This window comes from Streptomyces sp. NPDC005803 (genome assembly GCF_040630435.1).
Taxonomy (GTDB): domain Bacteria; phylum Actinomycetota; class Actinomycetes; order Streptomycetales; family Streptomycetaceae; genus Streptomyces.
This window is the reverse complement of sequence record NZ_JBEXXO010000018.1, coordinates 143038-169530: the sequence shown is the minus strand read 5'-3', so window position 1 is coordinate 169530 and position 26493 is coordinate 143038. Positions and strand designations below refer to the sequence as shown.

At 72.2% G+C, this 26493-nt stretch carries 14 protein-coding genes; 6 read left to right on the top strand and 8 right to left on the bottom strand.

From position 1 onward, the window contains the following. Window positions 1–273 precede the first annotated feature (273 nt). Together ABZ454_RS25055 and ABZ454_RS25050 are read right to left on the bottom strand one after the other, a co-directional pair. Window positions 274–1323, bottom strand: a complete 1050-nt coding sequence (locus ABZ454_RS25055) for a BMP family ABC transporter substrate-binding protein (protein ID WP_359541047.1) — start codon at window positions 1321–1323, stop codon at window positions 274–276. A gap of 138 nt (window positions 1324–1461) precedes the next feature. Continuing rightward, a complete protein-coding gene (locus ABZ454_RS25050; protein WP_356315405.1) occupies window positions 1462–2712 on the bottom strand; it encodes an amidohydrolase in 1251 nt (416 codons plus the stop codon). Between the two features lie 167 nt (window positions 2713–2879). On the opposite strand from ABZ454_RS25050, the gene ABZ454_RS25045 reads away from it, so the two are divergent. Continuing rightward, window positions 2880–3071: a hypothetical protein gene (locus ABZ454_RS25045; protein WP_359541046.1), complete on the top strand. Its 192-nt coding sequence runs from the start codon at window positions 2880–2882 to the stop codon at window positions 3069–3071. A gap of 25 nt (window positions 3072–3096) precedes the next feature. Here the strand turns inward: ABZ454_RS25045 and ABZ454_RS25040 are convergent, their stop codons facing one another. Genes ABZ454_RS25040 through ABZ454_RS25025 form a run of 4 tightly spaced genes read right to left on the bottom strand, consistent with a single transcriptional unit; the run spans window position 3097 to window position 7723 of the window. Beyond that, window positions 3097–4155 carry a hypothetical protein gene (locus ABZ454_RS25040; protein ID WP_359541045.1) on the bottom strand — a complete coding sequence of 353 codons (1059 nt, stop codon included), beginning with the start codon at window positions 4153–4155 and terminating at the stop codon, window positions 3097–3099. 11 nt (window positions 4156–4166) lie between these two features. Next, window positions 4167–5102, bottom strand: coding sequence for an N-acetylneuraminate synthase family protein (locus ABZ454_RS25035; RefSeq protein ID WP_356315414.1), 936 nt, complete (start codon window positions 5100–5102; stop codon window positions 4167–4169). Between the two features lie 15 nt (window positions 5103–5117). After that, window positions 5118–6341 carry an acylneuraminate cytidylyltransferase gene (locus ABZ454_RS25030; RefSeq protein ID WP_356315417.1) on the bottom strand — a complete coding sequence of 408 codons (1224 nt, stop codon included), beginning with the start codon at window positions 6339–6341 and terminating at the stop codon, window positions 5118–5120. Between the two features lie 32 nt (window positions 6342–6373). After that, window positions 6374–7723 (bottom strand): DUF6716 putative glycosyltransferase, encoded by a 1350-nt coding sequence (locus tag ABZ454_RS25025; protein WP_359541044.1) that lies wholly within the window; start codon window positions 7721–7723, stop codon window positions 6374–6376. A gap of 209 nt (window positions 7724–7932) precedes the next feature. On the opposite strand from ABZ454_RS25025, the gene ABZ454_RS25020 reads away from it, so the two are divergent. Continuing rightward, window positions 7933–8910, top strand: coding sequence for a glycosyltransferase family 2 protein (locus ABZ454_RS25020; protein WP_359541043.1), 978 nt, complete (start codon window positions 7933–7935; stop codon window positions 8908–8910). Further along, the gene (locus ABZ454_RS25015; RefSeq protein WP_359541041.1) at window positions 8910–10295 is read left to right on the top strand and encodes a polysialyltransferase family glycosyltransferase; all 1386 of its coding nucleotides are present in this window, start codon (window positions 8910–8912) and stop codon (window positions 10293–10295) included. The genes ABZ454_RS25020 and ABZ454_RS25015 overlap by 1 nt, the downstream gene beginning before the upstream one ends. Window positions 10296–10403: 108 nt before the next feature. On the opposite strand, the gene ABZ454_RS25010 is transcribed toward ABZ454_RS25015, so the two are convergent. Then, window positions 10404–10919 (bottom strand): hypothetical protein, encoded by a 516-nt coding sequence (locus tag ABZ454_RS25010; protein ID WP_359541040.1) that lies wholly within the window; start codon window positions 10917–10919, stop codon window positions 10404–10406. Beyond that, window positions 10916–20683, bottom strand: coding sequence for a polymorphic toxin-type HINT domain-containing protein (locus ABZ454_RS25005; RefSeq protein ID WP_359541038.1), 9768 nt, complete (start codon window positions 20681–20683; stop codon window positions 10916–10918). Before ABZ454_RS25005 ends, ABZ454_RS25010 begins: the two co-directional genes overlap by 4 nt. A gap of 165 nt (window positions 20684–20848) precedes the next feature. On the opposite strand from ABZ454_RS25005, the gene ABZ454_RS25000 reads away from it, so the two are divergent. The 3 genes from ABZ454_RS25000 to ABZ454_RS24990 all read left to right on the top strand — a co-directional run bounded on the left by ABZ454_RS25000 (window position 20849) and on the right by ABZ454_RS24990 (window position 26491). Then, window positions 20849–22822, top strand: coding sequence for a tachylectin-related carbohydrate-binding protein (locus ABZ454_RS25000; protein ID WP_359541037.1), 1974 nt, complete (start codon window positions 20849–20851; stop codon window positions 22820–22822). A 158-nt stretch (window positions 22823–22980) separates the two neighbouring features. Then, window positions 22981–25494: a YfhO family protein gene (locus tag ABZ454_RS24995; protein ID WP_359541035.1), complete on the top strand. Its 2514-nt coding sequence runs from the start codon at window positions 22981–22983 to the stop codon at window positions 25492–25494. Window positions 25495–25564: 70 nt separating this feature from the next. Beyond that, window positions 25565–26491, top strand: coding sequence for a class I SAM-dependent methyltransferase (locus tag ABZ454_RS24990; protein WP_359541034.1), 927 nt, complete (start codon window positions 25565–25567; stop codon window positions 26489–26491). Window positions 26492–26493 lie beyond the last annotated feature (2 nt).

Here is a 26493-nt window from a genome sequence, read left to right as displayed (position 1 = left end):
TTCCGCGTGGATCAGCGGGCGGCGGCCCACGCGGGATTGTCAGGCATCCCCTGGGGGGCGGGGTGAAGTTATCGCGCCTGAAGGCTGTCTACACGCGTAGCGTTGCCGAATCGTCAAACGCATGTGCACAGCGCGGCCCGAACGCCGGGTTCGAAGCCTGTCCGAGAGGGCACTGCAACGGGCGGAACTACTTCGAGAAGTACTCCGCGGGCCCGGAGCAGCGATGCTGCGCGCTCCGGGCCCACGGGGAATCCAACCGTACGACCGGGGTCGTTACGGGGTGGTCTTGACGGTGATCTTGCCGTCGATGATCTCCTGCTTGGCCTTGTCCACGGCGGCGATGACCTCGGTCATCGCGGTGAACTTCGGGTTCGACATGGCCAGGCCGACGCCGTCCTTGTCGAGGCCGTAGCGGATCTCACCGGTCTGCGGCTTGCCGTCCACCACGGACTTGATCAGGTTGAAGACCGAGTCCTCGACGTCCTTGGTGACCGACGTCAGGATGGACTCCTTGTAGGCCGCGAGGCCCTTCTGGTTGTACTGGTCCGAGTCGACGCCGATGTTCCACTTACCGGCCTTGGCGACGGCCTCGATGGCCCCGGTGCCGGCGAGACCGGCTGCCGAGTAGACCACGTCGGCGCCCTTGTCGAGCTGGCCCTGGGCGGCGGCCTTACCGAGGTCGGGCTTGGAGAAGCCGTCGAAGTTCGGCGGCTGGGTCAGGTACTGGGGGATCACCTTCACCGCGGAGTTGGTGTCCTTGACGCCCTGGGTGAAGCCCGCCTCGAACTTCTTGATCAGCGGGGTCTCGACACCACCGATGAAGCCGACCGTCTTGGTCTTGGTGACCTTGGCGGCGGCGACACCCGCGAGGTAGGAGCCCTGCTCCTCGTTGAAGACGATGTTGGCGATGTTGGGGCCGGTCACCGAGGCGTCGTCGATGATGCCGAAGGTGATCTTCGGGAACTTCGGCGCGACCTTCTTGATGGCGGGCGCGTAGGCGAAGCCGACGCCGATGACCGGGTTGTTCCCGGCGCGGGCCAGCGAGGTGAGGCGCTGGACCTTGTCCGCGTCCGACTCGCCGTCGGAGGGCTCGGCCTCGGTGCCCTTGACGCCGAGGTCCTTCTCGGCCTTGGCCAGACCCGCGTAGGCGGCGTCGTTGAACGACTGGTCGCCGCGGCCGCCGATGTCGTACGCGAGGGCGGTCTTCTTGTCCTTGGAGTCGGAGCTGCTGCTCGACGAGGACGAGTCGCCACACGCGGTAACGCTGAGTGCGAGTGCCGCGGACATAACGCCCACAGCGGCAATCCTGGTGATCCGGCGCAAGGGAAGGCTCCTTCAAACCTGACCGAAGCGCCTCTTCCGGCGCTGGTTTCGCCGCGATCGTAACGCGCGTAGATGTCAGATAAAGCCCTGTACGGAAGCCGTTATCGGATCGTCGTGAACCGCGGGCGACCTGTCCGGTTACGGACGGTTGCCGTGCAGCAGAGCGGAGGCGGTGAAGAGCTCCACGGCCACGGTGATCGCCTCCTCGTCCGCGTCGAAATTGCCCCGGTGCAGGTCCAGCCCGCGCGCGTCGCCCGGCGTGCGCACCCCGAGCCGCGCCATCGCGCCCGGCACGTGCTCCAGGTACCAGGAGAAGTCCTCCCCGCCCAGGCTCTGCTCGGTGTCCTCGATCGCGTACGCGCCGCGGCGGGCGGTCATCGCTCCCGCCAGCAGGTCGATCGCGGCCGCGTCGTTCACCACGGGCGGGACGCCCCGGACGTAGTCGATCACCGTCTTGGCGCCGTACATCCCGGCCACCTCGTCGATCGCGGCGTGCACCAGGTCCGGTGCGTCGCGCCAGGCCACCAGGTCCAGGCAGCGCACCGTGCCGGACAGCTCGGCGTGCTGCGGGATCACGTTGCAGGCGTGCCCGGTCTCCAGACGTCCCCAGGTCACCGCGAGCCCGGCCCGCGCGTCCACCCGGCGGGCCAGCAGCGCGGGCACCTCGGTGGCCACCTTCGCGGCGGCGGTGACCAGGTCCGTCGTCAGGTGCGGGCGGGCGGTGTGCCCGCCGGGGCCGTCCAGGGACAGCTCCAGCCGGTCGCAGGCGGAGGTGATCGCGCCGACCCGCAGCCCGATCCGGCCCACGTCGACCTTCGGGTCGCAGTGCACGCCGATGATCCGGCCGACGCCCTCCAGCACTCCGTCCTCGATCGCCTCGGACGCCCCGCCCGGCAGCACCTCCTCGGCGGGCTGGAAGATCAGCCGCACCGGGTTGGGCAGCAGCCCCTGCCGGTCGAGCTCGGCGAGCACGAGGCCGGCGCCGAGGACACCGGCGGTGTGCACGTCGTGCCCGCAGGCGTGCGCCCGGTCCGGCACGGTGGAGCGGTAGGGGACGCCCGCCTTGGTGTCCGGGATCGGCAGCGCGTCGATGTCGGCGCGCAGCGCGAGCATCGGCCGCGTCGCCTCGTCCCGCGTCCCGACGTCGCACATGAGCCCGGTCCCGGAGGCGAGCACCCGCGGCTCGAGACCGGCCTGCTCCAGCCGGGCCTTGATCGCCGCGGTGGTGCGGTGCTCCTGGTTGCCGAGCTCGGGGTGCATGTGCAGATCCCGGCGGAAGGCGATGAGCTCGACGCGCAGCGGCTCGGGGAGGGAGCCGGGCAGGGCCTCTCCGGTGAGGGGGCGGGCTTCACAATCGCGGAGCGTCTCGCGGGGCGTCGAGTGGTTCACTCGTGAAGGGTAAGGCTGTTCCCGCTCCAACTGACCATGAAACAGGAAAAGATCAGCCACATAGACGAATAAATGACTGCGTCACGGCGTGTGGGACGACCGTGAGGTGGGTAAGGCATTCGCCCCTGCCGACCTCGGAGACCACGCGCCGCGGAGGCCGGAGTCCGGTGTGCCGGCGTATCGCGGAATGGCCTCGGTCCAGTGGTGCCGGACACGGCGTACGGGCGGGCCGGCTGCCCGGGCACCACCGGGATCCCTTCGACCGGATACTGACCGCCCAGGCCCAGACCGAGGGCATGACCATCCTGACCCGGGACAAGTGGATCCCCACTGACGACGTGCAGATCATGTCCGTTTGATCCTGCCGGGGCCTGCCCGGCCCCCTCACGCCTCCGTGGTCACCGCCGTCGCCCGCCACGGGGACAGCCGCTGGACGTCGCGGGCCGTTTCCGTGACGCCCGTGAGGAAGCCCTGGGCCCTCGGGGACGCCGTTTCGCGGAGCCATTCCGGGGCGATGTCGCAGACCGCCACCTTCACCTCGGTGCCGACCAGGGCGAGGGGCAGGGTGTGGACCACCGTGGAGGGGAAGCTCAGGACCGTGCGGCCGATGGGGCCGCGGCGGGCGATGAGTTCCAGGGGGAGGTCGGGGCGGACGATCTCCAGGCCGGTGGCCGCCTCCAGGGCGTGGAGCTTCTCGGTGGATTCGCGGCGGTGGGCGAAGTAGCGGGTGGCGCCGTGCGTACGGGCCAGAACGGCGACCGCCTCCAGGTACGGGACGCGGTCGACCACGCCCGTCTCGACCAGCGAGGTGCCGACCAGGTCCGCTCCCTTGGTGAGCCGCGGCGGGCCGAAGCGCGAGCGGGTCCAGGAGAAGGTGTTGGGGATGAGGGTGATGCCCGGCGGCGGGACCACCGGCATCGCGGTGAACAGTTCGACCTCGCGCGCCGCGGACGGTGTGAAGCGGCGGCGGGCGGTGGCGGAGACCGGGGCCAGGGCCAGCTCGCGGGGGCCGGAGCCGCCGCGGCGGTGCCAGCGCACCAGGCGCTCGCCCCGGGTCAGCAGGGCGACGAACTCCATGGTGGCGGTGCCGTCGTCGACCACGGTGAGCCGGCGGGGGCGGACCAGGGAGAGCAGGAGCTGTACGTAGCGGGAGAACGGGTCGCCGATGACGATGTGGTCGGCGCCCCGCACCAGGCGGGTGAGGGCGCGCAGCGACTTCAGGGGGGTGCCCGAGTCGCCGCGCGCCTCCTGCCAGCGCACGGTGATGCCCTCGTCGCGGGCCAGCTCCGCCATCCGGCGCAGTTGACCGCGCGACATCGGGTCGACCGGAGGGAGGACGACGACGGTGACGTCCGCGACGACACGGCCGCCGCCCCCCTCTGTGTAGGCCCACTCCAGGACGTTCAGGAGCTGGACCGGGCTCTCGACGAAGGCGAGGTTCACCGGTCTGCCCGTCAGACCGCGACCGGCTCGGCGGCCGGGGCCGTCTCGCCGCTCTCTGCCACGACGCCCGGGACCCGGCGGAGCTTCTTCATCGGGCCGAGCTCCGACTCGTACACCTTCTTGACGCCGTCGCCGAGCGACGCCTCGATGGTGCGGATGTCGCGGACCAGGCGGGTCAGGCCCTGCGGCTCGACGGACGCGGCCTGGTCGGAGCCCCACATGGCGCGGTCGAGGGTGATGTGGCGCTCGACGAAGGCGGCGCCGAGGGCGACGGCGGCCAGCGTGGTCTGGAGGCCCGTCTCGTGGCCGCTGTAGCCGATCGGGACGTTGGGGTACTCCTGCTGGAGGGTGTTGATGACGCGGAGGTTCAGCTCCTCGGCCTTGGCCGGGTACGTCGAAGTGGCGTGGCAGAGCAGGATGTTGTCCGAGCCGAGGACCTCGACGGCGTGCCGGATCTGGCGCGGGGTCGACATGCCGGTGGAGAGGATCACCGTGCGGCCGGTGGCGCGCAGGGAGCGCAGGAGTTCGTCGTCGGTGAGCGAGGCGGAGGCCACCTTGTGGGCGGGGACGTCGAACTTCTCCAGGAAGGCGACGGCCTCGGTGTCCCACGGGGAGGCGAACCAGTCGATGCCGCGCTCGGCGCAGTGCTCGGAGATGGCCCGGTACTCGCTCTCGCCGAACTCGACGCGGTGGCGGTAGTCGATGTACGTCATCCGGCCCCAGGGGGTGTCGCGCTCGATGTCCCACTGGTCGCGCGGGGTGCAGATCTCCGGGGTGCGCTTCTGGAACTTGACGGCGTCGCAGCCGGCTTCGGCGGCCACGTCGATGAGCTTGATGGCGTTGTCGAGGTCGCCGTTGTGGTTGATGCCGATCTCGCCGGTGACGTAGACGGGGTGGCCGGGGCCGGCGGTGCGGGAGCCCAGGGTGCGCAGGCGGGAGGTGCTCATGAGGGTGGTCCTTACTTACTTGGTGGGGGTGGGATCGGTCAGGGTGGGGCCCAGGAGCCAGGCCGCGATCTCGCGGACGGCGCCGGAGCCGCCGGGGGTGGTCGTCACGGCGCGCGCGGCGGCGCGGACCGAGTCGTGCGCGCTCGCGACGGCCACGGGCCAGCCGGCGAGTGCGAAGCAGGGGAGGTCGTTGACGTCGTTGCCGACGTACAGGACGCGCTCGGGGGCGATGGACTGCTCGTCGCACCACTGCTTGAGCGCGAGGTCCTTGCGGTCGATGCCGTGCAGGACGGGAACGCGGAGCTTGTGGGCGCGGGCGGCGACCACCGGGTTCTGTTCCGTGGAGAGGATCAGGAGGGGGACGCCCGCCTTGCGCAGGGCGGCGATGCCGAGCCCGTCGCCGCGGTGCACGGCGACCGTCTCGCGGCCGTCGGAGTCGATGAGGACCCGGTCGTCGGTCTGGGTGCCGTCGAAGTCGAGGACGACCGCGTCGATGTCCTCGCGGGTGGGCAGCGGGGCGGGGTCCAGCAGCGGGGCCAGGGCGCGGGCGCGGGCCAGGTCGTGCGGGTCGTCGATCTCCAGGACGCGCGCCGGCTCGGTGCGCACCAGTGCGGTGTGGCCGAAGAAGCGGTGGCGATGGGTGCGGAATCCCGCCGCGTCCATCGCGTAGGCGGCGCCCGTCTCCAGGAGGTCCTCGGGGCGGTCCTGGCGGCGGGGGCGGACGGCCTTGTCGTGGTTGACGCCGTAGTTGTGGTCCTCCACCGCGCTGCCGTCGCGCCACAGGAAGCCGTGGAACGGGGCCACGGTGACGGCCGTGTCGGCGCCGTCCCGGGCGACCGCGGCGGCGACGCCGTCGATGTCCTCGCGGGCGACGAAGGGGCTGGTGCACTGGACGAGCAGGACCACGTCCACGGTCCGGCCGTGCTCCGCCTCGTACGTGTCCAGCGCGTGCAGGACGGCGGCCTCGCTGGTCGCGGTGTCCCCGGCGATGGCTTCGGGGCGCTGGACGCAGTGCAGCCGGCCGGTCTCGCCGAGCGCCTCGCCGGCGGCCCGGGCGGCTTCCGCGACGGCGGGGGCGTCGGTCGTCACGACGACGTCCGTCACCTCGCTCGACGCGAGGCAGGCGCGGACCGCCCGGACGACCAGGGGTACGCCGCCGACCTGGGCGAGGTTCTTGGCCGGCACGCCCTTGGATCCGCCGCGGGCGGGGATCACGGCGAGCACGGTGGGCTGCGTCATCGCTGCTCCATGAGGTGGTGGGGTGGTGGTGTTCACAGCTCGCCCATCCGCCGGATGACGGGGGCGACCCGCTGGACGCCCTGGCGGTACGCGCCCCTGGCCGCGTCCCGGACCGCCTCGCGCACCGCTCCCCTGACCCGGCCGGTCTCCTTGGGCGCCGTGGCGCCGGGCAGCGGGCGGCCGTCGGGGGCCAGGTGGTGGCGGGCGAGGATGCCGGGGAGGTAGCCGGGGGCTGTGGCGGGTGTGTAGTAGGGCGCGAGGTCCGGCAGTTGGTCCCGCGCCAGCAGGGCGGTGACCCGGGCGCGGGCGGTGTCGTAGGCCGTGGCGTAGGTGCCGTCGGCGGCGACGCCCTGGCCGGCCAGCCACGCGGCGTCGGGCTCCGGGTGGGCGCCGCCGTCGAGGTGGTCCCAGGAGGTGAGCAGGCCGGAGCCGACGAAGTGGTGGTTGCCGAGGGCCTCGCGGACCCCGAGGTCGGTGAGGACCGCGGTGGGGATGCGCCGGTGCAGGGACTCCAGGGCGGCGGTCGAGGAGACGGTGACCAGCAGGTCGGTGCGGTCCAGGACCTCGCCCATGTGCCCGTACACCAGCCGGAAGTTGGGCGGGAGGGCGCCGGGCAGCCTCTCGGCGAGGCGCTGGTACGGCAGTTCCTCGATGTGCGTGGTGTGCTCACCGGGCTTGGAGCGCAGCTTGAGGAGTACCTCGCGCCGGGGGTGCAGCCTGGCGTGCTCGACGAGCCGGCGCAGCAGGTACGTCCGGTCGGCGCGGGACGCGGGCACGGACGGCTGGGCGGCGAAGACGACGGTGTCGCGGCCGGGTTCGGGGCGGTGCGGGGCGCCGCCGAGGAACGGCAGGGCGGCCTCCGTGACGGCCGAGGCGTCGGCGCCCACTCCCTCGTACACGGCACGGAAACGGTCCGCGTCGTGGCGGGAGTTGGCGAGGACGACGTCGGCGCCGTGCCTCAGCAGCAGTCCGTCGGCGAGCTTCTCGTAGACGACGCCGACGTAACCGGTGACGACGACGGGCCTCGCGGGCAGCCGGAGTGCGGCGAGCCCGTGCAGCATCGCCTGGACGGCGCCGCCGACGAGGGCGAGGACCACGAGGTCGTACCCCTCGTCGCGCACGGTGTCGAGGAACTCGACGGCCGTCACCTCGCGCACCCGGTCGGTGTCGATGCCGACGTCGCCGACCTCGGCGAGCTGGCGGGGTGTCGGGGTCGCCCGGCCGCGCAGCAGCAGTCCGCTGATCTCCGTGCGGGGTGCAGGCGCGTCGCCGGCGCCCGTGGTCAGCCGGCGCGCGGTGAGCGCGCCCCACTTCCATCGGGTGTCGGAGTCGGCGAGCACGGCTACCCGGAGGGCGGTCGTCTTTTCGGTACGTGGGGGCACGTCCCAGAACTTAGGAAGGCATTTCGGTGAGCGGCCCAACGTGGCGGCAACAGCGGGTTAACAGCCCGACGACGCTTGGCTAATCACCCTGACAAATGCCGCACGCACAGCGGGGAATCGATCCGGTTCATCAGGTCGACGTTCTTCGTTCACCTGCCGTCCCTGTCAGGGCCAGGGCAAATGACGGACCTCCGCCTAGCGTGTGGCGCGTGGTTAAGCTCTCCGTCATCGTGCCGTTCTACAACGTACGGGCCTATGCCCCCGACACCTTGAGAAGTCTGCGGGCCAATGCCCGCGATGATTTCGAATTCATTTTCGTCGACGACTGTTCGACCGACGGGACTCTGGAGATCCTCCAGCGCGCCGAGCGCGAGATCCCGGGTGCCGTCCTGGTCGCGCACGAGAAGAACGGGGGCCTGGCCACCGCACGCAACACCGGTATCGACGCGGCGCGTGGCGAGTACCTCACCTTCCTCGACGGGGACGACTGGGTCGTCCCCGGCCACTACGAGCGGCTCCTGGCCGCCATCTCGGGGCTGGGATGCGACTTCGTGCGTACGGACCATGTGCAGTTCACGGACCGCGTGCGCACCGTGCACCGGGTCCCGCACGGTCTGCGCGACACCGTGCTGCGCCCGCGTGACGTGATCCTGCCTTCCGACCGGTCGACGCCGGTGGACTACGCGTACGCCTGGGCCGGCGCCTATCACCGGCGGCTCGCGGAGTCGGGGCTGCTCCGCTTCCGGGACGGGCTGCGCACCGCGGAGGACCGGCCCTGGATCTGGCGGCTGCACCGCGAGGCCGCGTCGTTCGCGGTGGTCGGCCTGCCGGGAGTCTTCTACCGGCGCGGGGTCGCGTCCTCACTCACCCAGATCGGTGATGTGCGCCAACTCGACTTCGTCCGCGCATTCGACCAGGTTCTGGAAGAAACGTCCCAGGACCCGGAGGCGGACCGGCTGCTGCCGAAGGCGGTGCGCACCTATTGCGCGGTCATGGCGCACCATCTGGAATCCATCGAAAGGTTCGAACCAGCTGTGGCACGGAAATTGCGCTCCATGAGCGCGGCTTCCCTGCGGCGCATGCCTCAGGACATTCTCGCCGATACGCTCAATTCGCTGGGCGACCGTCGCGCGGACCAACTGCGACGGGTACGCCGCCGCTCCGTCTCCCGGGAGGTCGCGGCCTGATGTCCGGCACGTACACCGCGCCGGCCGGCCGGTCCACCACCCAGATCTTCTCGGCGTGCACGCAGTACGCCGCCGCCACCCTGGTCGCCGCGCTGCGCGCGGGCCAGTTCGGCCCGCGCTCCGAGCACCGGCGCGTCCTCGTCGTGAGCGACACCTCGCCCTCGCCCGAACTGGGCACACCGCTGCACGAGCGGCCCGGATTCGAGGCGCTGACCGCGGAGTTCGACGACGTGCGGTCCTGGAACGACTTCATCCGGCCGTTCCACCCCGCCGGCTGGTCGCCCAGGGAGCAGGACGCCTCGCTGTGGGAGCGGGCCGTGCGACAGGCCTGGGACCTCGGCGACGAACCGGTCGAGATCGCCTGCGAGTCCATCCAGGCCAATCCCGCCCAGGCCCTCACGCTGATCTTCGGCGACAGCCCGGTGCACATCTACGCCGACGGGCTGATGAGCTACGGCCCCACCCGCAGCAAGCTCGACCAGCTGCTCGGCACCCGCATCCGCCGGCTCCTCCACCTCGACCTGGTGCCGGGCCTGCGGCCGCTGCTGCTCACGGAGTTCGGGGTCGAGTCGGAGATCGTGCCGACCGACGTCTTCCTGAAGGTGCTGGGCGAGCTCGCCGGACCGGTGGAGTTCCCCGGCGACGACGGCGGCCCCGGCCCGGCGCTGCTGCTCGGCCAGTACCTCTCCACGCTGGGCATCCTCACGCCCCGGCAGGAGGAGGAGCTGCACGCGCGGATGCTGCGGGGCGCGGTCGCCCTCGGCCACACCCGGATCGTCTTCAAGCCGCACCCCAGCGCGCCGGCCCAGTGGACCCGCTCGCTGGAGCAGGAGGCGGAGCGGCTCGGCGCGGACCTCACCGTGCTCGACAGCCCGGTCCTCGCCGAGACGCTGTTCGACACCATGCGTCCGGCCCTGGTCGTCGGCTGCTTCTCCACCGCGCTGCTGACGGCCGCCTCGTTCTACGGGCTCCCGGTCGCCCGCGTCGGCACCGGCCCGCTGCTGGAACAGCTCGCCCCGTACCAGAACAGCAACCGCGTCCCCCTGACGATCGTCGACGCGCTGCTGCCCGACCTGGAGGACCCGTCCGCCGTCACGGGCTGGTCGCTGCCCGGCGCCGAAGAGGTGCGGGGCGAGCCGACCGGACTCCTCGCCGCGGTCGGATACGCCATGCAACCGCAGATCCAGGCCGCCCTGCGCCCGGAAGCCGAGCGCTACCTCGGCCTGCACCGCGACACCGTGTGGCGGTACTTCAAGCGGCGCCGGCTGACCGCGCTGGGGCTGCCCGGGGCCGTTCCCGCGCAGCTCGCGTTCATCCCGCGCAACGCGACGGTCCGCCGCCTCGCCCGCAAGGCCCGCACCTTGAGGCGGGCGGCGGCGGGCTGAGCGGGGCGCCATGCACGCGCCCGCCCCCGGCCGATCCCGCGGTATGCGCGGCGTTGGCCGGGGGCGGGGCGCGGCGGCCGAGCAGGCGGGCTGCCGTGCCCCGCCGCGTCAGGCGCCGTGCCCCTTGCGTTTCCCCAGCCGGTCCGCGCACCGAGCCCGGTGGAAGGCGAAGCGCTCCTCGTCGGGATCGACGAACTCCAGGATGTCCAGAGCCGCCTCGGTGTCACCGGTGGCGGCCTCCGCGTACAGCTGCCAGATTCCCTCCCTGGCCGCTTCGGCGCACTCCTCATCGAGTCCGGGCCGGCCGGCCGCCACCTCACTGCTGTGGGACTCACCCGTGACCAGGAAGCCCAGCATGCTCAGCAGGGGCCCCCGGACGAGGGCCGGCGGGTGCTCCGCAAGCGCGGCGAGAATCACCGGAACCGCGTGCGGAGCCGCCTCGAAGAGCATGGACTGCTCTTCGAGGTGACCGGCGAGCGTCCTGCCCGCGCCCCCGTCGGCGGCCGGGTCTCCCAGGAGCCGTTCGAACGTTGCGGGCAGGTGCCCCGCGCCCAGACCGCACCCGCACCGCAGGGCCGCCCAGTCGTGTCTCCGAAGCTCCCACTGCCAGGCCTTCACTGTCATCTCCTGCCGATCATCCACGGGCCGTCCCGATTGATCAGTACGCCTTCGACCATGTTCCCGGGCGGATAGTTCCCCTGGCACACGGGGCAGATCTCCTTCTCCTGGAGGACCTTCCCCATGCCGTCGCCGATGTCCTCCCGTCTCACCGCGCGGGTGAAGACGACATCCCCGGCGTCCCATCCTGTGGCTTCGAGGATGTTCGGCTCCGCGCAGCTGCCGTTCCCCGAGCAGCCGACGGCGATGTCACCGGTGCGGCGGTGGACCGCCGCGGTGTAGGTGCGGTTCTTGGCCTTGCCGGTCGCGGCCTCGGCCGCCTCGTGCCTCAGGCCGGTCGCCTCGGACAGCCGCTCGTCCATGTCCCAGTCGCCCTGGGACCGGTGCACGCTGACCGTGGGCTGGAAGCTGCCCTTCTTGCCCCGGGTGCCGGTTCCGCAGTTGTGGACCAGGGCTGTCGCGGCACCCGATGCCACGAAGTAGGTATGGGCGGAGTCGACGTCGAGGTTGTAGACGGTTGCCTGCTGGGTCCAGGAGCTGAGCGCCTCGACCTGGACCCAGCTGCCGCTGCCCGTACGGAGCCACTGGCCCGGCTTCAGTTCCCCGGCGGTCAGCCACGTGCCCGCGGACGGGACCCAGAACGGGTGGCCCGCCGTCGCCGTCAGGGTGTCGGTCGCGTCGCCCTTGTCGCCGTCCGTGTCCAGTGTCAGGCGGACCAGTTTCTTCAGGCCCTTGCCCTTGATGGTGGCCGTGACCTCCTGGGTGGAGGTCGTGCCGGTGGTGGGGTCGGTGGCCCGGACCTCGTCGCCCGCCTCGACCTGTTCGATGGGTTCCCGGCTGCCGTCCGCCATCACCACTTCGGTGCCCGGTACGAAGCTGTTGCCCACCAGGTCGGAGGCGAGCTGGACGCATTCGACCGCCGACTCGACCCGGTCGAGTGTGTCGTCGGCCTTCTTGGCGGCCTTCGCGATGTCGTCCGCGTACTTCGCGGCCTTCGTCGCCATCCGGCCCGCCTTGGCCGCCCGGACCGCGCCCGCGCCGACCCCGCCGAGGGCCACGCCCGCGACCGTCGCGACGGCCCAGGCGCAGGCCTCCATGTCACCGGTGGTGACGCAGTCCCTGATGTCGTTGAAGCCGGTGACGTCGCCGACGACGTCGCCGACCGTCTTGACGCCCTCCCACACCGCGCCCCAGTCGACGGAGTCGCGGACCGTCTCGACGACGGCCCCGACCTGTTCGACCACCGCCTCGCGAATCGCGTCCGTCGCCTTCGCGACGTCCGCGATCACGTCGCGGGCCGCGCCGACGAGGATCGCCGGCAGGTTGGGATCGGCCGTCACGATCGCCTTGGCCACCGCCATGAGCGGCCGGGCCGCGGCCACGATGTCGGGGATCGGGTTGTGCTTGGCGACGAACGCGGCCGCCTCCCGGGCCTTGCGGCTGACCGCGGCCCGGGTCTCGTGGTAGATCCTGCGGGCCTCGGCCGCCTTCTCCCGGGCCCATTGGGTGGCCCCGGTACTGCGTCCGACGCTCTTCGCGATCCGCACGCCGGCGTCGACGATCGTCTTGAGCCCGGACTTGCGGTAGACGTAGCTCGCCACCTTGCCCGCGTAGCTGAGGGCCTTCCTCAGTGCGGACACCGGATGGCGGACGGTGTAGACGACCGCCTTGCCGATGTTCTTGGCGGTCTTGACGGCGGCACGGACGTACTTGTTCTTCTTGATCTTGTTGTACGCCTTCTTGCACCAGCCGCAGCTCGGCCAGTGGCCGTCCGGGTCGGTGTAGTCCATCGGGGATCCCGCCCCGTAGGTGTACCGGTTCGCGAGGATCGAGGCCCCGGAGGCGTACGAGTAGGAGTCCCGGGAGTCGAAGACGCCGGTGCCCGGGTCGTACCAGCGGGCCCCCATGTTCACCTGCTCGGTGTCGGGGTCGGTCCAGTCGCCCTGGTAGCCGGCGTTGCCCGCCGTGTCCGGCTGCGCGTCGCTCGCCGCGGACGGCTGCCCGAACGGGTCGAACGCCGTGGAGCCGGTGAGCGCGGTCGCCGCCCCGTCGGTCGCCGACAGGTCGCCGACCACGTCACCGTGTTTGTCCGTCACCGTCAGCTGCGCGGCGCCCGTGCCCTCGGCGACGGACAGCAGTTCGTCAGAAGCGCCCCTGCCGTACGTGGAGTTGTTGTCCTGGACCGGGTCGGGGGCCAGGCCCGCGTAGCTGAAGTCGGCCCCGTTGCGGGAAGCCACCCGGTCCAGCGAGTCGTAGGTGTACTCGGTCCCCGACTCCCCCGCCTTCGTCAGCCGGTCGAAGGCGTCGAAGGTGAACTCCTCCGTCATCCCGGAGCTGGTGCGGCCGGCCAGGGTGCCGCGGGGGGTGTGGTCGTAGGTGTAGTCCCCGTCGGACAGCAGCCGGTTGCGTTCGTCGAAGGCGGCGGCCTTGTCCCCGTTCTTGACGCGGTTGCCGCTCTTGTCCCAGGCGTACGCGGTGGTGGTGCCGTTCTCCGTCCAGGAGGTGAGGCGTCCCGCGTCGTCGTACCCGTAGGCGTTGTCACCGGCCCCGGCGGTTCCGGTGGTCTTCTTGGAGGTGAGGTGGTCGTCGGAGTCGTATCCGTAGTCGGTCGCCGCGATCGTGGCGCCGCCGCTGCTCGTGACCGTGTCCGCGTCGATCCGGCCCAGGTCGTCGTAGGCGAAGGTGCGCGACTGGCCGGCGGCGTAGTCGATCTGCTCGATGGACCCCGCCCCGTCGTAGCGGTAGGTCTGGGCGGCGCCGGTGAGCGGGTCGGTGGCGGAGGTCAGCTGTCCGCGGGCGTAGCCGAAGTTCGCCGTTCCCGCCGCGTCGGTGCGGGAGGTGAGCAGACCGTCCGCGTCGTACGCGTAGGTCGCGTCGCCGGACGGCCCCTTCGCCTCGGTCAGCGAGCCGCGGTCGTTGTACGTGTAGGTGTCGTCGCCCTTGGGGGACGAGGCCCGGGTCAGCCGCCCCGCCAGGTCGTAGCCGAAGTCCTTCTCCGCGGTGGCGGCCTCGGCGCCGCTGCCCGTCTCGTGGACGAGCAGGCCGGCCCGGTCGTAGCCGCGTTCGCGCACGACGCCGCCGGGCGCCGTGAGCCTGACCGCCTGGCCCGCGGCGTCGTACGCGGTGGTCCAGGTGCGGTCCTGCGGCGCGGGGTCGCGGCTGGTCTCCGGTTCGACGACGGACTCGGGCAGGCCGAGGGTGTTGACCGTGTAGAGGGTCCGGTTGCCGCGGCCGTCGGTGTAGCGGGTGCGGTTGCCCACCGCGTCGTATCCGAAGGAGGTGGTGATCGATTCGGTGGCGGAGACCGGTTCGGTCTGGCCGGTCAGTCTGCCGAGCGGGTCGTACGCGTAGTGCGTGGTGCGGCCCAGCGGATCGGTGGAGGTGGTGAGGTTGCCGGCCGTGTCGTAGCCGTAGTCGACCGCGCGCAGGGGGCTGTTGTCGGTGTCCAGGTCGGAGTCGCGGACCAGTTGGCCGAAGGCGTCGAAGAGCTTGGCCGACGTCCGGCCCATGCCGTCGGTGCTGCGGACCTCGCGGCCGCTCATGTCGTAGCCGAACTGGGTGACCACGCCGCCCGGGTCGGTCGCCCGGGTGAGCTGCCCCAGGGCGTCGTAGCCGTACAGGCTGACGCCGCCGCCGGGTTCGGTCTGCCCGACCACGTTGCCCGCGTCGTCGTACTCGTTGCGGGTGGTGAACGCGGCGGGCAGCGGCTCGCGTTCGACGCGGGTGGTCGTGACGGGCCGGTCGAGGTCGTCGTAGGTGCTCTCGGCGCGGGCGCCGTTCGGGTCGGTGACCGACAGGAGTTCACCGGTCCGGGTGTAGGTGTACGACCACCGGGCCTGCTCGTCGTCCTCGCCGACGGGAACGTCCTTGGTGGTGAGCCGGTTCTGCCGGTCGTAGCCGAACGTGGAGACCCGGCCGAGCGCGTCGGTCTCGGTGACCACGTTGCCCAGCGCGTCGTAGCTCCGGGAGGTCGTCGGGGTGACGGTCGTGGTGGCGCCGGGTGCCCGGTAGGCGGGCGCGGTCGCGGTGAGGGCGCGGCCCAGCCGGTCGTAGGTGGTGCGGTTGGTGTTGCCGAGCGCGTCGACGGATTCGGTGACCGCGCCGAAGGTGTCGTAGCCGGTGTAGGTGGTGGGGCGGGAGGTGACGGGGGCCGCGCCGCCGGACTCGGTCGCCACGGCGGGTGAGGTCGCCGACAGCGGCCGGCCGACCTCGTCGTAGGCGTAGTCGGTGCGGTTGCCCGCCGGGTCCGTGCGGGAGGTGACGAGGCCGCGCTGGTCGTACCCGTAGACCGTGGCGCGGCTCTCCGCGCCGTTCTGGACGATCTCCTGCTCGGCGTTGCCCGCGTTGTCGTAGACGTACCGGACGGTCTCGGGGGTGGCGCTCGTGGGCCACGGCACGTTGGACGGGGCGCCGTTGGACGTGGTGGTCTCCACGTTGCCCGCGAGGTCGTAGCTGTACGTGGTGCGGCGGGCGAGTCCGGCCGGATCGGTGACCTCGGACTTGGTGCGGCCGACGGCGTCGTAGGTGTACTCGGTGACGAGCTTGCCGTTGTTCGCCTTCTCGGTCAGGACGTTGCCGGCGCCGTCGTACGTGGTGGACTCGATGACGAGGTCGCGCCGGGTGCCGTCGGGGTTGTGGAAGCCCTTGAGCGTGAGGGACTTGAGCAGGTCGTCGCCGTAGTACTCGTAGACGAGGTCGCGTCCCATGGCGTCGGTGTTGCGGACGACGCGGCCGCCCATGTCGTAGGCGTAGGACTGCACCACGGTGTAGTCGGGGTCCCCACCGTCGTCGTCCCAGTCGCGCATCCGGGTCTCGGCCATCATGTTGCGCGCCGTGTACACGTAGTCGAAGTGGTTGCCGTTGGCGTCGACCATCGAGGTCTTGTTGCCGAGGGAGTCGTAGCCGTACGTGGTCTCGCTGCCCTCGGCGTCGGTCACCTTCTCCGGCCGTCCGTACGCGTCGTGCTCGAAGGTCATCACGCGGGGGGCGTCGCCCCCGAGCACGTCGGTGACCTCGGTGCGCACGGTGTTGCCGTCGGCGTCGTAGTTGGTGACGGTGCGCTGCTGGTGCCGGGCGAGGGTGACGACGTTGGTGGCGGCCGGTTCGGTGGTGGAGACCAGCCGGGACAGCTTGTCGTAGGCGAGGGTGACGGTGGCGCCGCCGGGCTGGGCGTCCGAGACGGCGGTCTCGGTGAGTTTGCGGCCCAGCGCGTCGTAGGTGAACTTCGTGACGAGGCCGGAGGGTTCGGTCACCTGGGCGAGATCGCCGCTGGTGAAGTACAGGTAGCGGGTGACCTTGCCGCGCGGATCGGTGGAGGTCAGCGGGAGCCCGGTGGGGGTGTTGCCGCCGTTGACGGCCGGCTCGGCGCCGGTGGTGTAGGTGTTCTTGACGGTGCCGCCGTCGGCTGCCGTCTGCAGGGTGAGCAGCCCCCGGGAGTCGTACTGGTACTGGGTGCGGAAGCGGGTGTCGGTGGGACCGGAGGACCGGCCGTCGAGGGTCTGCGAGGGCTGGTCGGCGCGCAGGTCGATGTCGCCGGCGGGGGCCGGATAGGTGGTGTACGTGGTCTGGCAGTCGTCCTTGGCCCGGCAGGTGGTCCGGCTGGTGACGTTGCCCCGGTCGTCGTACCCGAGGGTGACGCGGTCGCCGTTCTCGCTGGTGATGCCGGTCTGGAAGCCCCTGTCGTCGTAGCCGAAGAGGCGGATGGCGACACCGTCGGCGGGGTGCCGGATGAAGTCCGGTTCGCCGCCGCCGTCGCCGGGCGGGTTGGTGCAGAACGCCGGGTCGCCCGGGTCGGGCTCGGTGCAGACCTCCTGCGGCGGGTCGGTGTCCGAGGGGCTCGGCGAGGGACCGGAGTCGCGGGCGCCGAGCGCCATCGGCTCGCCGTAGCGCAGCATCCGGGAGGTCAGCCCGTCGTACTCGTAGAAGTACGGGGAGTCCACCGGGTCGTGGACCTCGACGGTGCGCCGCAGGTCGGTGTCGTCGCCGAAGACGGCGGGGGCGCCGATCTTCCAGGTGCCGCCGTTGCGGTCGGTGTACTCCTGGACGCGGTCGCGGGCGGTGTCGTACGCGACCTCGGAGGCGATGCGGCCGGAGGGCAGCGTCGTCCGGGTCAGCACGTCCGCGGTCCGGGTGCCCTCGCGGTAGTGGGCGGCGACGGCCGTCGCGCCCAGCGGGTGGTGGTAGACGGCGACGTCGTCGAGGGTGCCGGCGAAGGAGCGGGCCGCGGCGGCGCCCCAGCCGGGCCAGGAGGCCGGGGAGGTGGCGTGTGCGGCGCCTATCTGGTTGTAGGTCAGGTCGCCGGCGGCGAGCTGCTTCCCGGTGAGGGTGCCGGAGAGCTTCCCGTCCAGGTAGAGGCTCTGTGTGGAGCCCGAGGCGGAGAGCACGGCGTGGTGCCACTTGCCGTCGTTGACGTTCTTGGTGCTGTCGGTGACCGGGGCCACGGTCCCGGTCCAGAACTGGCCGCGCAGCTTGCCGTCGTTGCCGACGTACAGGGCGGGCACGCCGGTGCCGGGCGCGGTGCCCCAGGCCTTGTTCTGGTAGCCGAGAAGCGGGCCGCCGACGCCGGAGGCGGGCGTCTTGAACCACACCTCGACGGCCGTGTCCCGGCTCTTCTTCAGCGTTCCGGTGGGCAGCACGACGCGGGAGGTGCTGCCGTTGAAACCGGCCGCGGTGCCCGGGTCGCCGGGGATCGCGCCGGCCGCACCGAGGGTGACGTCGGTGGAGACGCCGCGGTCCTTGGCGAGGTTGGCCTCGACGGCGCTCTCGGCCGCCGTGCCCTCGGCCTCACCCAGCTTCCAGTAGGACTCGGGGTGGGAGTCGAGCACGGTGGTGCCGTAGTGGCTGCCCGCCCCGTACGCGTACCGGGTGCAGCCTCCCGTCGGGTCGCAGACCTTGTCGAGCAGGTCGCCGGTGTAGGTGTACGACCAGGTGAGCGGGGCGCCGTCGACCGGGTTCGTCGAGACGGCGGTGACGTGGGAGCCGGTCCAGGTGAAGGTCAGCGAGCGGCCGCTGCGGGGGTGCGTCGCGCTCTGGATCTTCCCGCCGGACCAGGTGTAGGCGACCACGTTGGACGAGGCGTCCGTGATCTTCGCGAGCAGCCCGCCGGTGCTGAAGTCGTAGCTGGTGCCGGACTTGTCCTGGAGCCGGTACGTGGAGGTCGTGGGGTCGAGGGTGAGCTTGGCGTAGCGGCCGGGCGGCGGGGCGAAGGTGCCGTCCGGGTTCTTGCCGAAGCGGACGTCCTGGCCGTCGGGGTAGCGGATGACGACGTTGCCGCTGCCGTCGTCGTCGGGGGTGAGCCGCATGTCGTACCGCGTCGACCAGCCCGCGCCGAACGCCAAGTCGCGGCGGGGGTCGAGGCTGTTGTACGTGCGGACCAGGGTCAGGTCGGGCCCGGTCGTGGTGAGGGACGCGTCGATCGCGGAGGAGGTGAAGTTGCCGACGTTCGGGTCGAACTCCTTGCCCGGCGCTTCGGACAGCCGTGAGGTGATCTCGGGCTGCGGCACGGCCGCGACCAGTGCGGTCTGCGCGGTGGGGACCTCGTTGGACGCGTCCTTGACGAAGCCGCGCCACAGGTAGGTGACGCCCCACTTCAGCCGGCCGGCCGGGACGGGGTAGGCGGACGCCGTCTGGTAGGCGGAGGTGGTGCAGCCGGTCGGCTTGCCGTCCTTGTCCGCCTCGCAGATCTCGTACTTGTACTGGAGGGCCGAGCCGGGCGGCGCGTCGATGTCGACCCCGGCGGCCCAGAGCTGCGGGGTGAGGGTCTGGGCCTGGTAGCCGTTGGGCGGGAACTGCTCCTTGACCACCGGGGCGATGTCGAAGACCTGGAGGGTGAGCCGGCCGGGCGGCACCTGTTCGTCGGTGAAGACCTTGCCGCCGGTGCGGACCATGGTGAAGTCGAGCAGGTACGTGCCCGGGGGCAGCGCCTTGACGGTCGCGTCGAGCACGGTCCTCGCGCCGTGGGCGACGTTGCCGCCGAGGTTGGCGGCCCGCTGCTGCGTGACGAGCTTGCCCTTGGCGTCGTAGGCGCGGTAGGCGAGGTAGTAGGTGCCGGGTGTCCAGGTCTCGGCACCCGTGTTCGTCACCGCGACCTTGACCTTGCCCGCCTGGTTCTGGAGCACGGGCGGGTCGGGGACGGGCTGGGGGAAGGCGTACGTGGCGCTGTACGGGGAGTGCGTGACGTACAGCTTCGGCGGGTTCGCGGTGGCGTGGCCGGTGAGCTTCTTGAAGGAGAGCGTGTCGGTGGCGGAGGCGCGCAGCGACAGCCCGTAGTTGGCCTGGGTGCCGTCGGCCCAGCGCTGGACCAGGTCGCGGCCGCCCTTACCGAGGTCGAAGAGTTCCCCGGCCGCCGGGCAGTTGGACTTCGAGGCGCCGAAGGCGACGTGCCCGTACGCGAACGACCTGGTGGCGAGCGCCCCGGCGACCGACGGCCCCGGGTAGGCGGTGGTGGTGCCCGCGGTCCACGACTGGGTCACCGGGTGGACGGAGACCGGCCGCGCCGCGCAGGAGGCGGAGTCGAAGTTCACGATCTGGAGCTGCGCCCCGAAGATCCGGTGGTTGCGCAGCCGTTCGTCGAGGCCGGGGAAGCCGAGGTAGGAGTAGGTCGCGCCCGACGGGCCGCGGCCGACCTGGAGTTCGTCGGCGCCGACCACGGAGGGGCCGCCGTCCCTGACGTACATGGAGGTGGCGGCGGCGCCGGTGTCGACGGACGGGTCCACGCGGACGGGAAAGGCCCGGTCCGGGGCGGAGAGCCAGCCGCGGTCGGCGTTCACCTTCAGGGCCCGGTGGCCGTCGCGGTCGACGAGGGTGTAGCGGACCGCGTACGAGGTGACACCGCGGGCGTCCGTCATGAATCCGGCCGGGATGACGGCTTCGGTACGGCCGTCGGAGCCGGTGAGCACGACGGCGCCGTCCCGGACGGTGGCGTCGAGGCCGTCGAGGGCGAGCGGGAAGACGAACTCGGCGGGGGCGGCCGCGGAGTGCAGGACGAGGGTCTCCTTGACCCCGCCCGCCTGCGAGTCCAGCCACAGATCGGTGTCGGGCAGGACCTTCTCGTAACCGACCCTGGCGCCGTCCGCGCTTCCCGGTGCCGGCGCGGCACCGCTCAGTCCGTAGGAGAGCGACGCGCCGGACGGGAGGGTGAGGGCGGCGAGCCGCGGGGAGTCGGCGCGTGCGGCCAGGGCGAGGCCGACGGAGTCGGCGGTGTTGGTCCACCCGGCGCCCGTCCCGTCCGCGCGGGCGGTCCCCGCGGTGTCCTCGCGCCCGGTCAGCCCGGAGTCGATCGGACGCCAGTCACCCTTGTCGTCGCGGTAGTTGAGGGGCGTGGTGGAGATCTCGGTGGTGCGGGTGCCGTCCTGGTTGGCGTAGGTGCGGCTGCGGGCATCCCGCTCGGAGACGAGTTCCGTGCTGGTGGCGCGGTCGAACCCGGTGGTCCGGGCGGCGGGCGGTGCGGTGACCTCGGCGACGTTGTACCGGGCCGCGGGCCGGGCCGGCTTCGGGGGTGTGAGCGGGTACTTGGCGCGCGTCGACACCGGCGCGTCGGTGTTGCCCGGCCCGCCCGCGGCATGGTCGCGCCCTTCGGCGCTCCCCCACTGCTGGCCGGGCCCCTCGGCGGCCCCGGGCCTGTCCGGGAACAGCGGGAATCCGGCGCCCGCCAGGGCCAGTGAGCCGACGGCCAGCGTCACGGCGACGGCCAGCCCGACGCCCGCGCCCCAGATCCCGCGTACCGCGCGAAGCATCAGCAGACGTCGCGCGATTCTTCGGTACGCGGGCACGGCTCCCCCAAGTGCGTGATGGATCAGTCCCGTTGATGTTGGGGAGCGTGAGGGAGGCGTGTCGACGGAAGCACCGACTGTTCATGTACTCGTCAATTACGGTCAGGCCTTCTTCACTCGGCCGCTACCGCCCCGTTCACCGCCGCTCGCCTAGCGTCCGACTTCATGACTTCCACCACCACGCGACGTACGGCCCGTTGGGCCGCCGTCGCGACCGCCGCCCTCACCGCGTTCCCGCTGCTCGTGGCCCTGCCCGGCACCGCACAGGCGGCGGACTCCGCCACCTGCACGGCCACGGGCCCCGTCTACGCCCTGGACTCCGCGGGCAAGCTGCTGCGCTACGACATGCCGACCCCGGTCAGCGGCGGCAACCTCGCCTCCCCCAGCACGATCGACACGGGCTGGACCGGATACGGCCGGATGATGGCCGGGCAGGGCGCGCGCTTCTACGGCATCAAGGCCGACGGCCTCTATCTGAGTCACCGGGTCAGCGCGACCGGCGTCTGGGACATCCACCACAAGAAGATCAGCCCCAACTTCGGCTGGCTGACCAAGGCCGCGGACCGCGACCAGGTCACGATCGACCGGGGCGACCGGATCTGGGTGCTGGACAACGAGGGCGCGCTGCGCACGTACAAGTACGACGTGGCCGCCGAGTCCTTCACCGCCGACAGCGGGAAGATCATCGACCAGGACTGGCAGCGCTACGACCTGATCGTCGCCGCCGACTCCGGCGTGGTCTACGGCCGTTCGGCGACCGACGGCAAGCTCTACCGGTCGCGCTACGACTTCACCAGCCAGCGCTGGATCGAGCGGCACGTCGTGGAGAGCCTCGCCGACTGGCGCCAGTACAGCCGGGGGATCACCTCGATCGGTGGGGACACCCTGGTCGGCGTGAACGCGGCGGGCGTCGCCGACTACTACCGCTTCGACGAGAACATCCGCGACTTCCCGGTCTACAACAAGACCGTCGGCAGCGCGGGCTGGCAGAACTACTCCAACGTGTCGGGGGCCCCGGACGCCTGCCGCATCACCACGAACCACACCCCCGCGTCCCCCTCGGCGCCGCTGGAGAACTACACCCCGGCCGCGGTGACCCAGTCCGCCACCGGCTCGCTGGAGTTCGCGTACACGGACAACATCGGCCGTCTGGTGCACGGCCGGATGGCCGACGCCTCGGACTTCAACGGCGTGCAGTGGACCACCGTCTCCGGCAACGAGGCGTTCACCGGGCGCCCCACCCTCACCGAGCACACCGACGGCCGCGTCGTCCTCACCGCGCAGAACACCTCGGGCAGCGTCTGGCAGCGCAACCAGACCGCCAAGGCCTCCGCGGACTGGAACGACTGGATCGACCTGGCCGGCGCCATGGCCCACCACCCGGTCACCGCGAAGACCCCGGACGGGCTGATCGCGCAGTTCGCCGTCGACGGCGCCGGCAAGCCCTGGTACCGCATCCAGCAGCGGGCCAACGTCGACTTCATGGGCTGGATGCCGCTCAGCGGCGCCGGGCTCTCCGGCACCCTCCAGGCGGTCACCGCGCGCGACGGCATCCAGCTCTTCGCCACGACCACCGCGGGGACGCTGACCACGGCCACGTTCTCCGCCGACGGGGCCCTCACCGCCTGGACCGGGCTCGGCGCGCAGAACGTCAGCGGGACGCCCTCGGTCGTCGTCTACCCCGGTTATCGCATCCGGGTGTTCGCCAACGACGGCCAGGGCCACATCGTCACCGCGGCCCAGTCCGCCGAGAACGGCACCTACGGCGCCTGGGACACCGTCGCCGGGCTGACCGCCGACGGGGAGCCCTCCGCCGTCATCTCGCCCCTGACCGGCCTCACCGAGATAGCCGCGCGCGGCGCCGACGGCTACATCCACAACACCGGGGAGACGACCCAGGGCAGCGGCGTCTGGCGCGCCTGGCAGCAGGCGTCCTTCGAGGCCGCCGCCACCGTGCCGACCGCCTTCACCTACACCAACGCCAATGGCCCGACCTGGGCCTACACCTTCCGTACCGCCGACAACCAGACCCGCGTCTACCAGGTCCAGCAGAGCTTCGCCGCGCGCGCGGCCGTGAACACGGCCGGCACCGCACCGGCGTTCGAGGGCCGGGCGCTGCCCGAGCCGTCCGGCAGCTGAGCCGAGCGCGGGGGCGGGGCCGTGGCATCGGCTCCGCCCCCGTACCGGCGCGGTGCGCGACCGCCCGGGGACAGTCGCGTGAAGCCCGGCCGTCCATTGGATGAACCAGCTTTCCCCGCCCGGGATTTCACGATGTTCGATGACATATTCGACCCATCATGAGGACTCCGTCGATTCCGCGATCGCCGCGCCCCCGGGGCGCCGCCCTGGCCGCGCTGCTCACCGTCGTGACCGTCTGCGCCGGGGACGCGGTGGCCCGCAGCTACCCCTTCGGCCCGCACACCCGCAGCGTGAACGACCTGGGCAATCAGTTCGTCCCGTTCCACACCCGGCTCTGGGACCTGCTGCACGGGCAGGCGGACGGCGGGCTGCTGCTGAACTGGCAGTCCGGCTTCGGCACCAGCTTCCTGCCGGACTTCGGTACGTATCTGAGCAGCCCGTTCGCCCTGCTCGTCGGGGTCTTCCCGAGGGACCGGATCGACCTGGCCGTGTACGCGGTCACGCTGGTGAAGACGGGCGTGGCGGCGGCGGCCATGACGTGGCTCCTGACCGCGCTGCGCCGGGGCCGGGGCCGGGAGTGGATGGCGGCCGTGCTCGGCGCCTCGTACGCCCTGTGCGGCTGGTCGGTCGTCGAGGCCGTCTACAACCCCATGTGGCTGGACGGGCTGATCGCCTTCCCGCTGCTGTGCCTGGCCGGTGAGTGGGCGCGTACCGGACGGCGTCCGGTGCTGGGGACGCTCCTGGTGACGCTCGCCTGGGTGTCGAACTTCTACACCGCGTACATGGCCACCCTCGGGGCGGCCCTGGTGCTGGTGGTGCGGCTGCTGCTGGAGGACGGGACGTCGCGGGAGCGTGTCCGGGGCCTGGTGCGTGCGGTACGGACCGTACTCGTCGGCATCGGGCTGGCGGCACCGGTCCTGGTGCCCGTGTTCCTCGGCACCCGGCACGCCTACCCGGGCTGGAACCGGGAGTTCGCCCCGGCCGCCTGGCCCGACGTCGCCGCCCGGCTGCTGCCGGCCACGTACAGCTTCTTCAGTCCGGCGCTGTTCCTGGGGACCGGCGCGCTGCTGCTGGCCTGCGCGCTCGCCTTCCACCGTGCCGTGCCGCGCGCCGACCGGCTCGTGTGGCCGGGGCTGGTGGCCGCGGTCGCGCTGTCGTTGCAGTGGGGGCCGACCCATCTGCTGTGGCACGCCTTCGCGACGCCGAACGGGAGTCCGTACCGGCAGACCTTCGTCCTGTCCGGGCTCGTGGTCATCGCCGCCTGGACCGCGGTCGCCACCGCCTGGCCCGACCGGCGGACCCTGCTGGGCGGTGGCGTGGTGCTGGTGCTGATCGCGGCCGGGGCCGCGACCAGCACCCTGGTCACCGGGTGGACCTATCCGCTGTTCGCGGCGGGCCTGGTGGCCGTGATCGGGGCCCTGGCCCTGGCCCGCAGCGGCAGGTTCGCGGTGCTCGCGGCGCTGCTGCTGGTCGGGGCGCAGGCCGGCCAGGCCGCCGCCACCACCGCGTACGCCGACCGGCAGCGCCTGAACCGGCTCGACGACTACGCCCCCTGGGGTGAGCGCCAGGACCTCCAGGCCGCCGCGGTCGCCCAGGCCGACGGCTGGCCGCGCTACCGCACCGACCCCGGGCTGGAGCAGTCCACCGCCAACGACCCGCTGCTGGTCGGCGGGGAGGGCGGCGCCTACTACAGCAGCCACACCCCCGACGTGCTGACCCGCACGTTCCTCGCGCTGGGCGCCGGCTGGACGTCGAACGGCCGCGCCCTGCACAGCCTGGACAACCCGGTGACCGACGCGGTGTTCTCGGTGGGCGCCCGGGTCCATGTGCCCCGCGATCCGCACCAGGGCTGGAACCGCCCGGACGACCGTCCGGTCACGGTCACCCGGCAGGACGTACCGCCGCTGGTGACGGTGCGGCCTTCCGTCGACTCCGGGGCACGGATGGGGCGTTCGCCGTTCCGCAACCAGGAGAAGCTGCTGGGCGCGGCCGTGTACACGGTGCCCGCGACCGCGCTGCGCTCCGAGGGCGGCGCGGCCGCCCCGGACGAGGGCGCGTACGACTACCGGGTGCGGCCGGGCGCGTACACCCTCAGCGTGAGCTGCCCCGTGGACAGTGAGGTGTATCTGTGGGCCCCCGACCTGTTCGGGCGGGCGCAGCTCGGCGCTTCGGGCGAACCGGGCGACTTCCGGGGTGAGTTGCCGGGCCGGCGGGCCGGGATGCGGATGCTGGGCACGGGCGGCGGACAGCTCGCGGTGTCCCTGCGGGTGGCCCGGGCGGGCACCGTTCCGCACGAGGCCGTCGGCTGCCTGGACCGGGGGCGGCTGGCCGGGGCGGTGGCCGGGCTGAAGCGGACGGGTGCGACGCGGGTCTCCGTCACCGACAGCGGGGTGCGGGCCGAACTCCCGGCGCACACGCGGGGGGTGGCGGTGCTGGCCGCGCCCCGGATCGCGGGCTGGAGCTGCGACGGGCGGCCCGCCGGCTCGTATCTCGGCCTGGTCGCCGTGCCGGTGAGCGGCGACCGCACGACCGTGGACTGCGCGTTCCGTCCGCCGGGACTGCGGGCCGGGTCGCTCGCCGGCGCGGGGGCCCTCGCCGCACTGCTGGCGACCGCCCTCGCCCCCTGGGCGCGTACGCGGATACGGCGGCGGGCGGTACGGCCGCTGCCGTAGTCGCGACGACACCGAGACTTCATCTCCGCGTGGTGGGAGGGGCGCGCTCCGCGCGCGTACGTTCCCACCCATGCCCTCCCTTCTGAACAACCGCCTGACGAAACGCGCCCTGCGCCCGGTCCTCACCCTGGTCGACCGCCGCATCCGGCTGCGGGTGGAACGTGCCGCCGAGCCCCTGCTCAGCGAGCTCGCCGTGCTGCGCCAGGAGGCCGGGGAACTGCGGCGGGGGCAGTACGCGCTGGGGCTGCTGCTCGACGGCACGGGGCGGGGCGCGCACCGCAATCCGCCTGCCCGGGAGATCGACGAGCTGGTCCGTCAGATCGGCGCGTTGTGCGGCGACGAGGGCAAGGCCCGGCGCGGTGTCGTCGTCGCCTACCGGACCGTGGTGGCACTGGAGGCACTCGGCGTGGGCCGGCTGGCCGGCTCCACGTCGAATGTGTGCGGGAAGCTGGCGACGGTGCCGCTGCTCTCCCCGCCGAACGGCAGCGTCCTGGAGATCGGCACGCTGTACGGGCTGTTCGCCGCGGGACTGACCCGGATGGTGCACCGGGCGGGCGGCGAGCCGGATCTGACGATCGTCGACCCGCTGGCCGGGGCCCAGCTCCAGCCGGGCACGTCCCAGCCCGCCGACCCCACGGGCACGCCCGTGCGCGAGGACGTCGTACGGGCCAACCTGGCTCTGACCGGCGGGGGTTCGACGCACCACCCCCGCATCCGTCAGGGCTTCTCGTCCGATCCGGAGGTCCGGGCCGAGGTCGCCGACCGTCGGTACGGCGTGATCGTCGTGGACGGCGACCATTCCCTGGAGGGGGTGGCCGCCGACCTGGAGTGGGTCGAGGAGATCGTCGCCCCGGGCGGCGTCGTGGTGCTCGACGACTACGGCGACGCGTCCTGGCCGGGCGTCCAGGAGGCGCTGGACAAGCACCTGGCGGACGGCGCCTCGCGGCTGCGGCTGCTGGGGCGGGTCTCGACGTCGGCGTACCTCCGGGCGGAGTGACG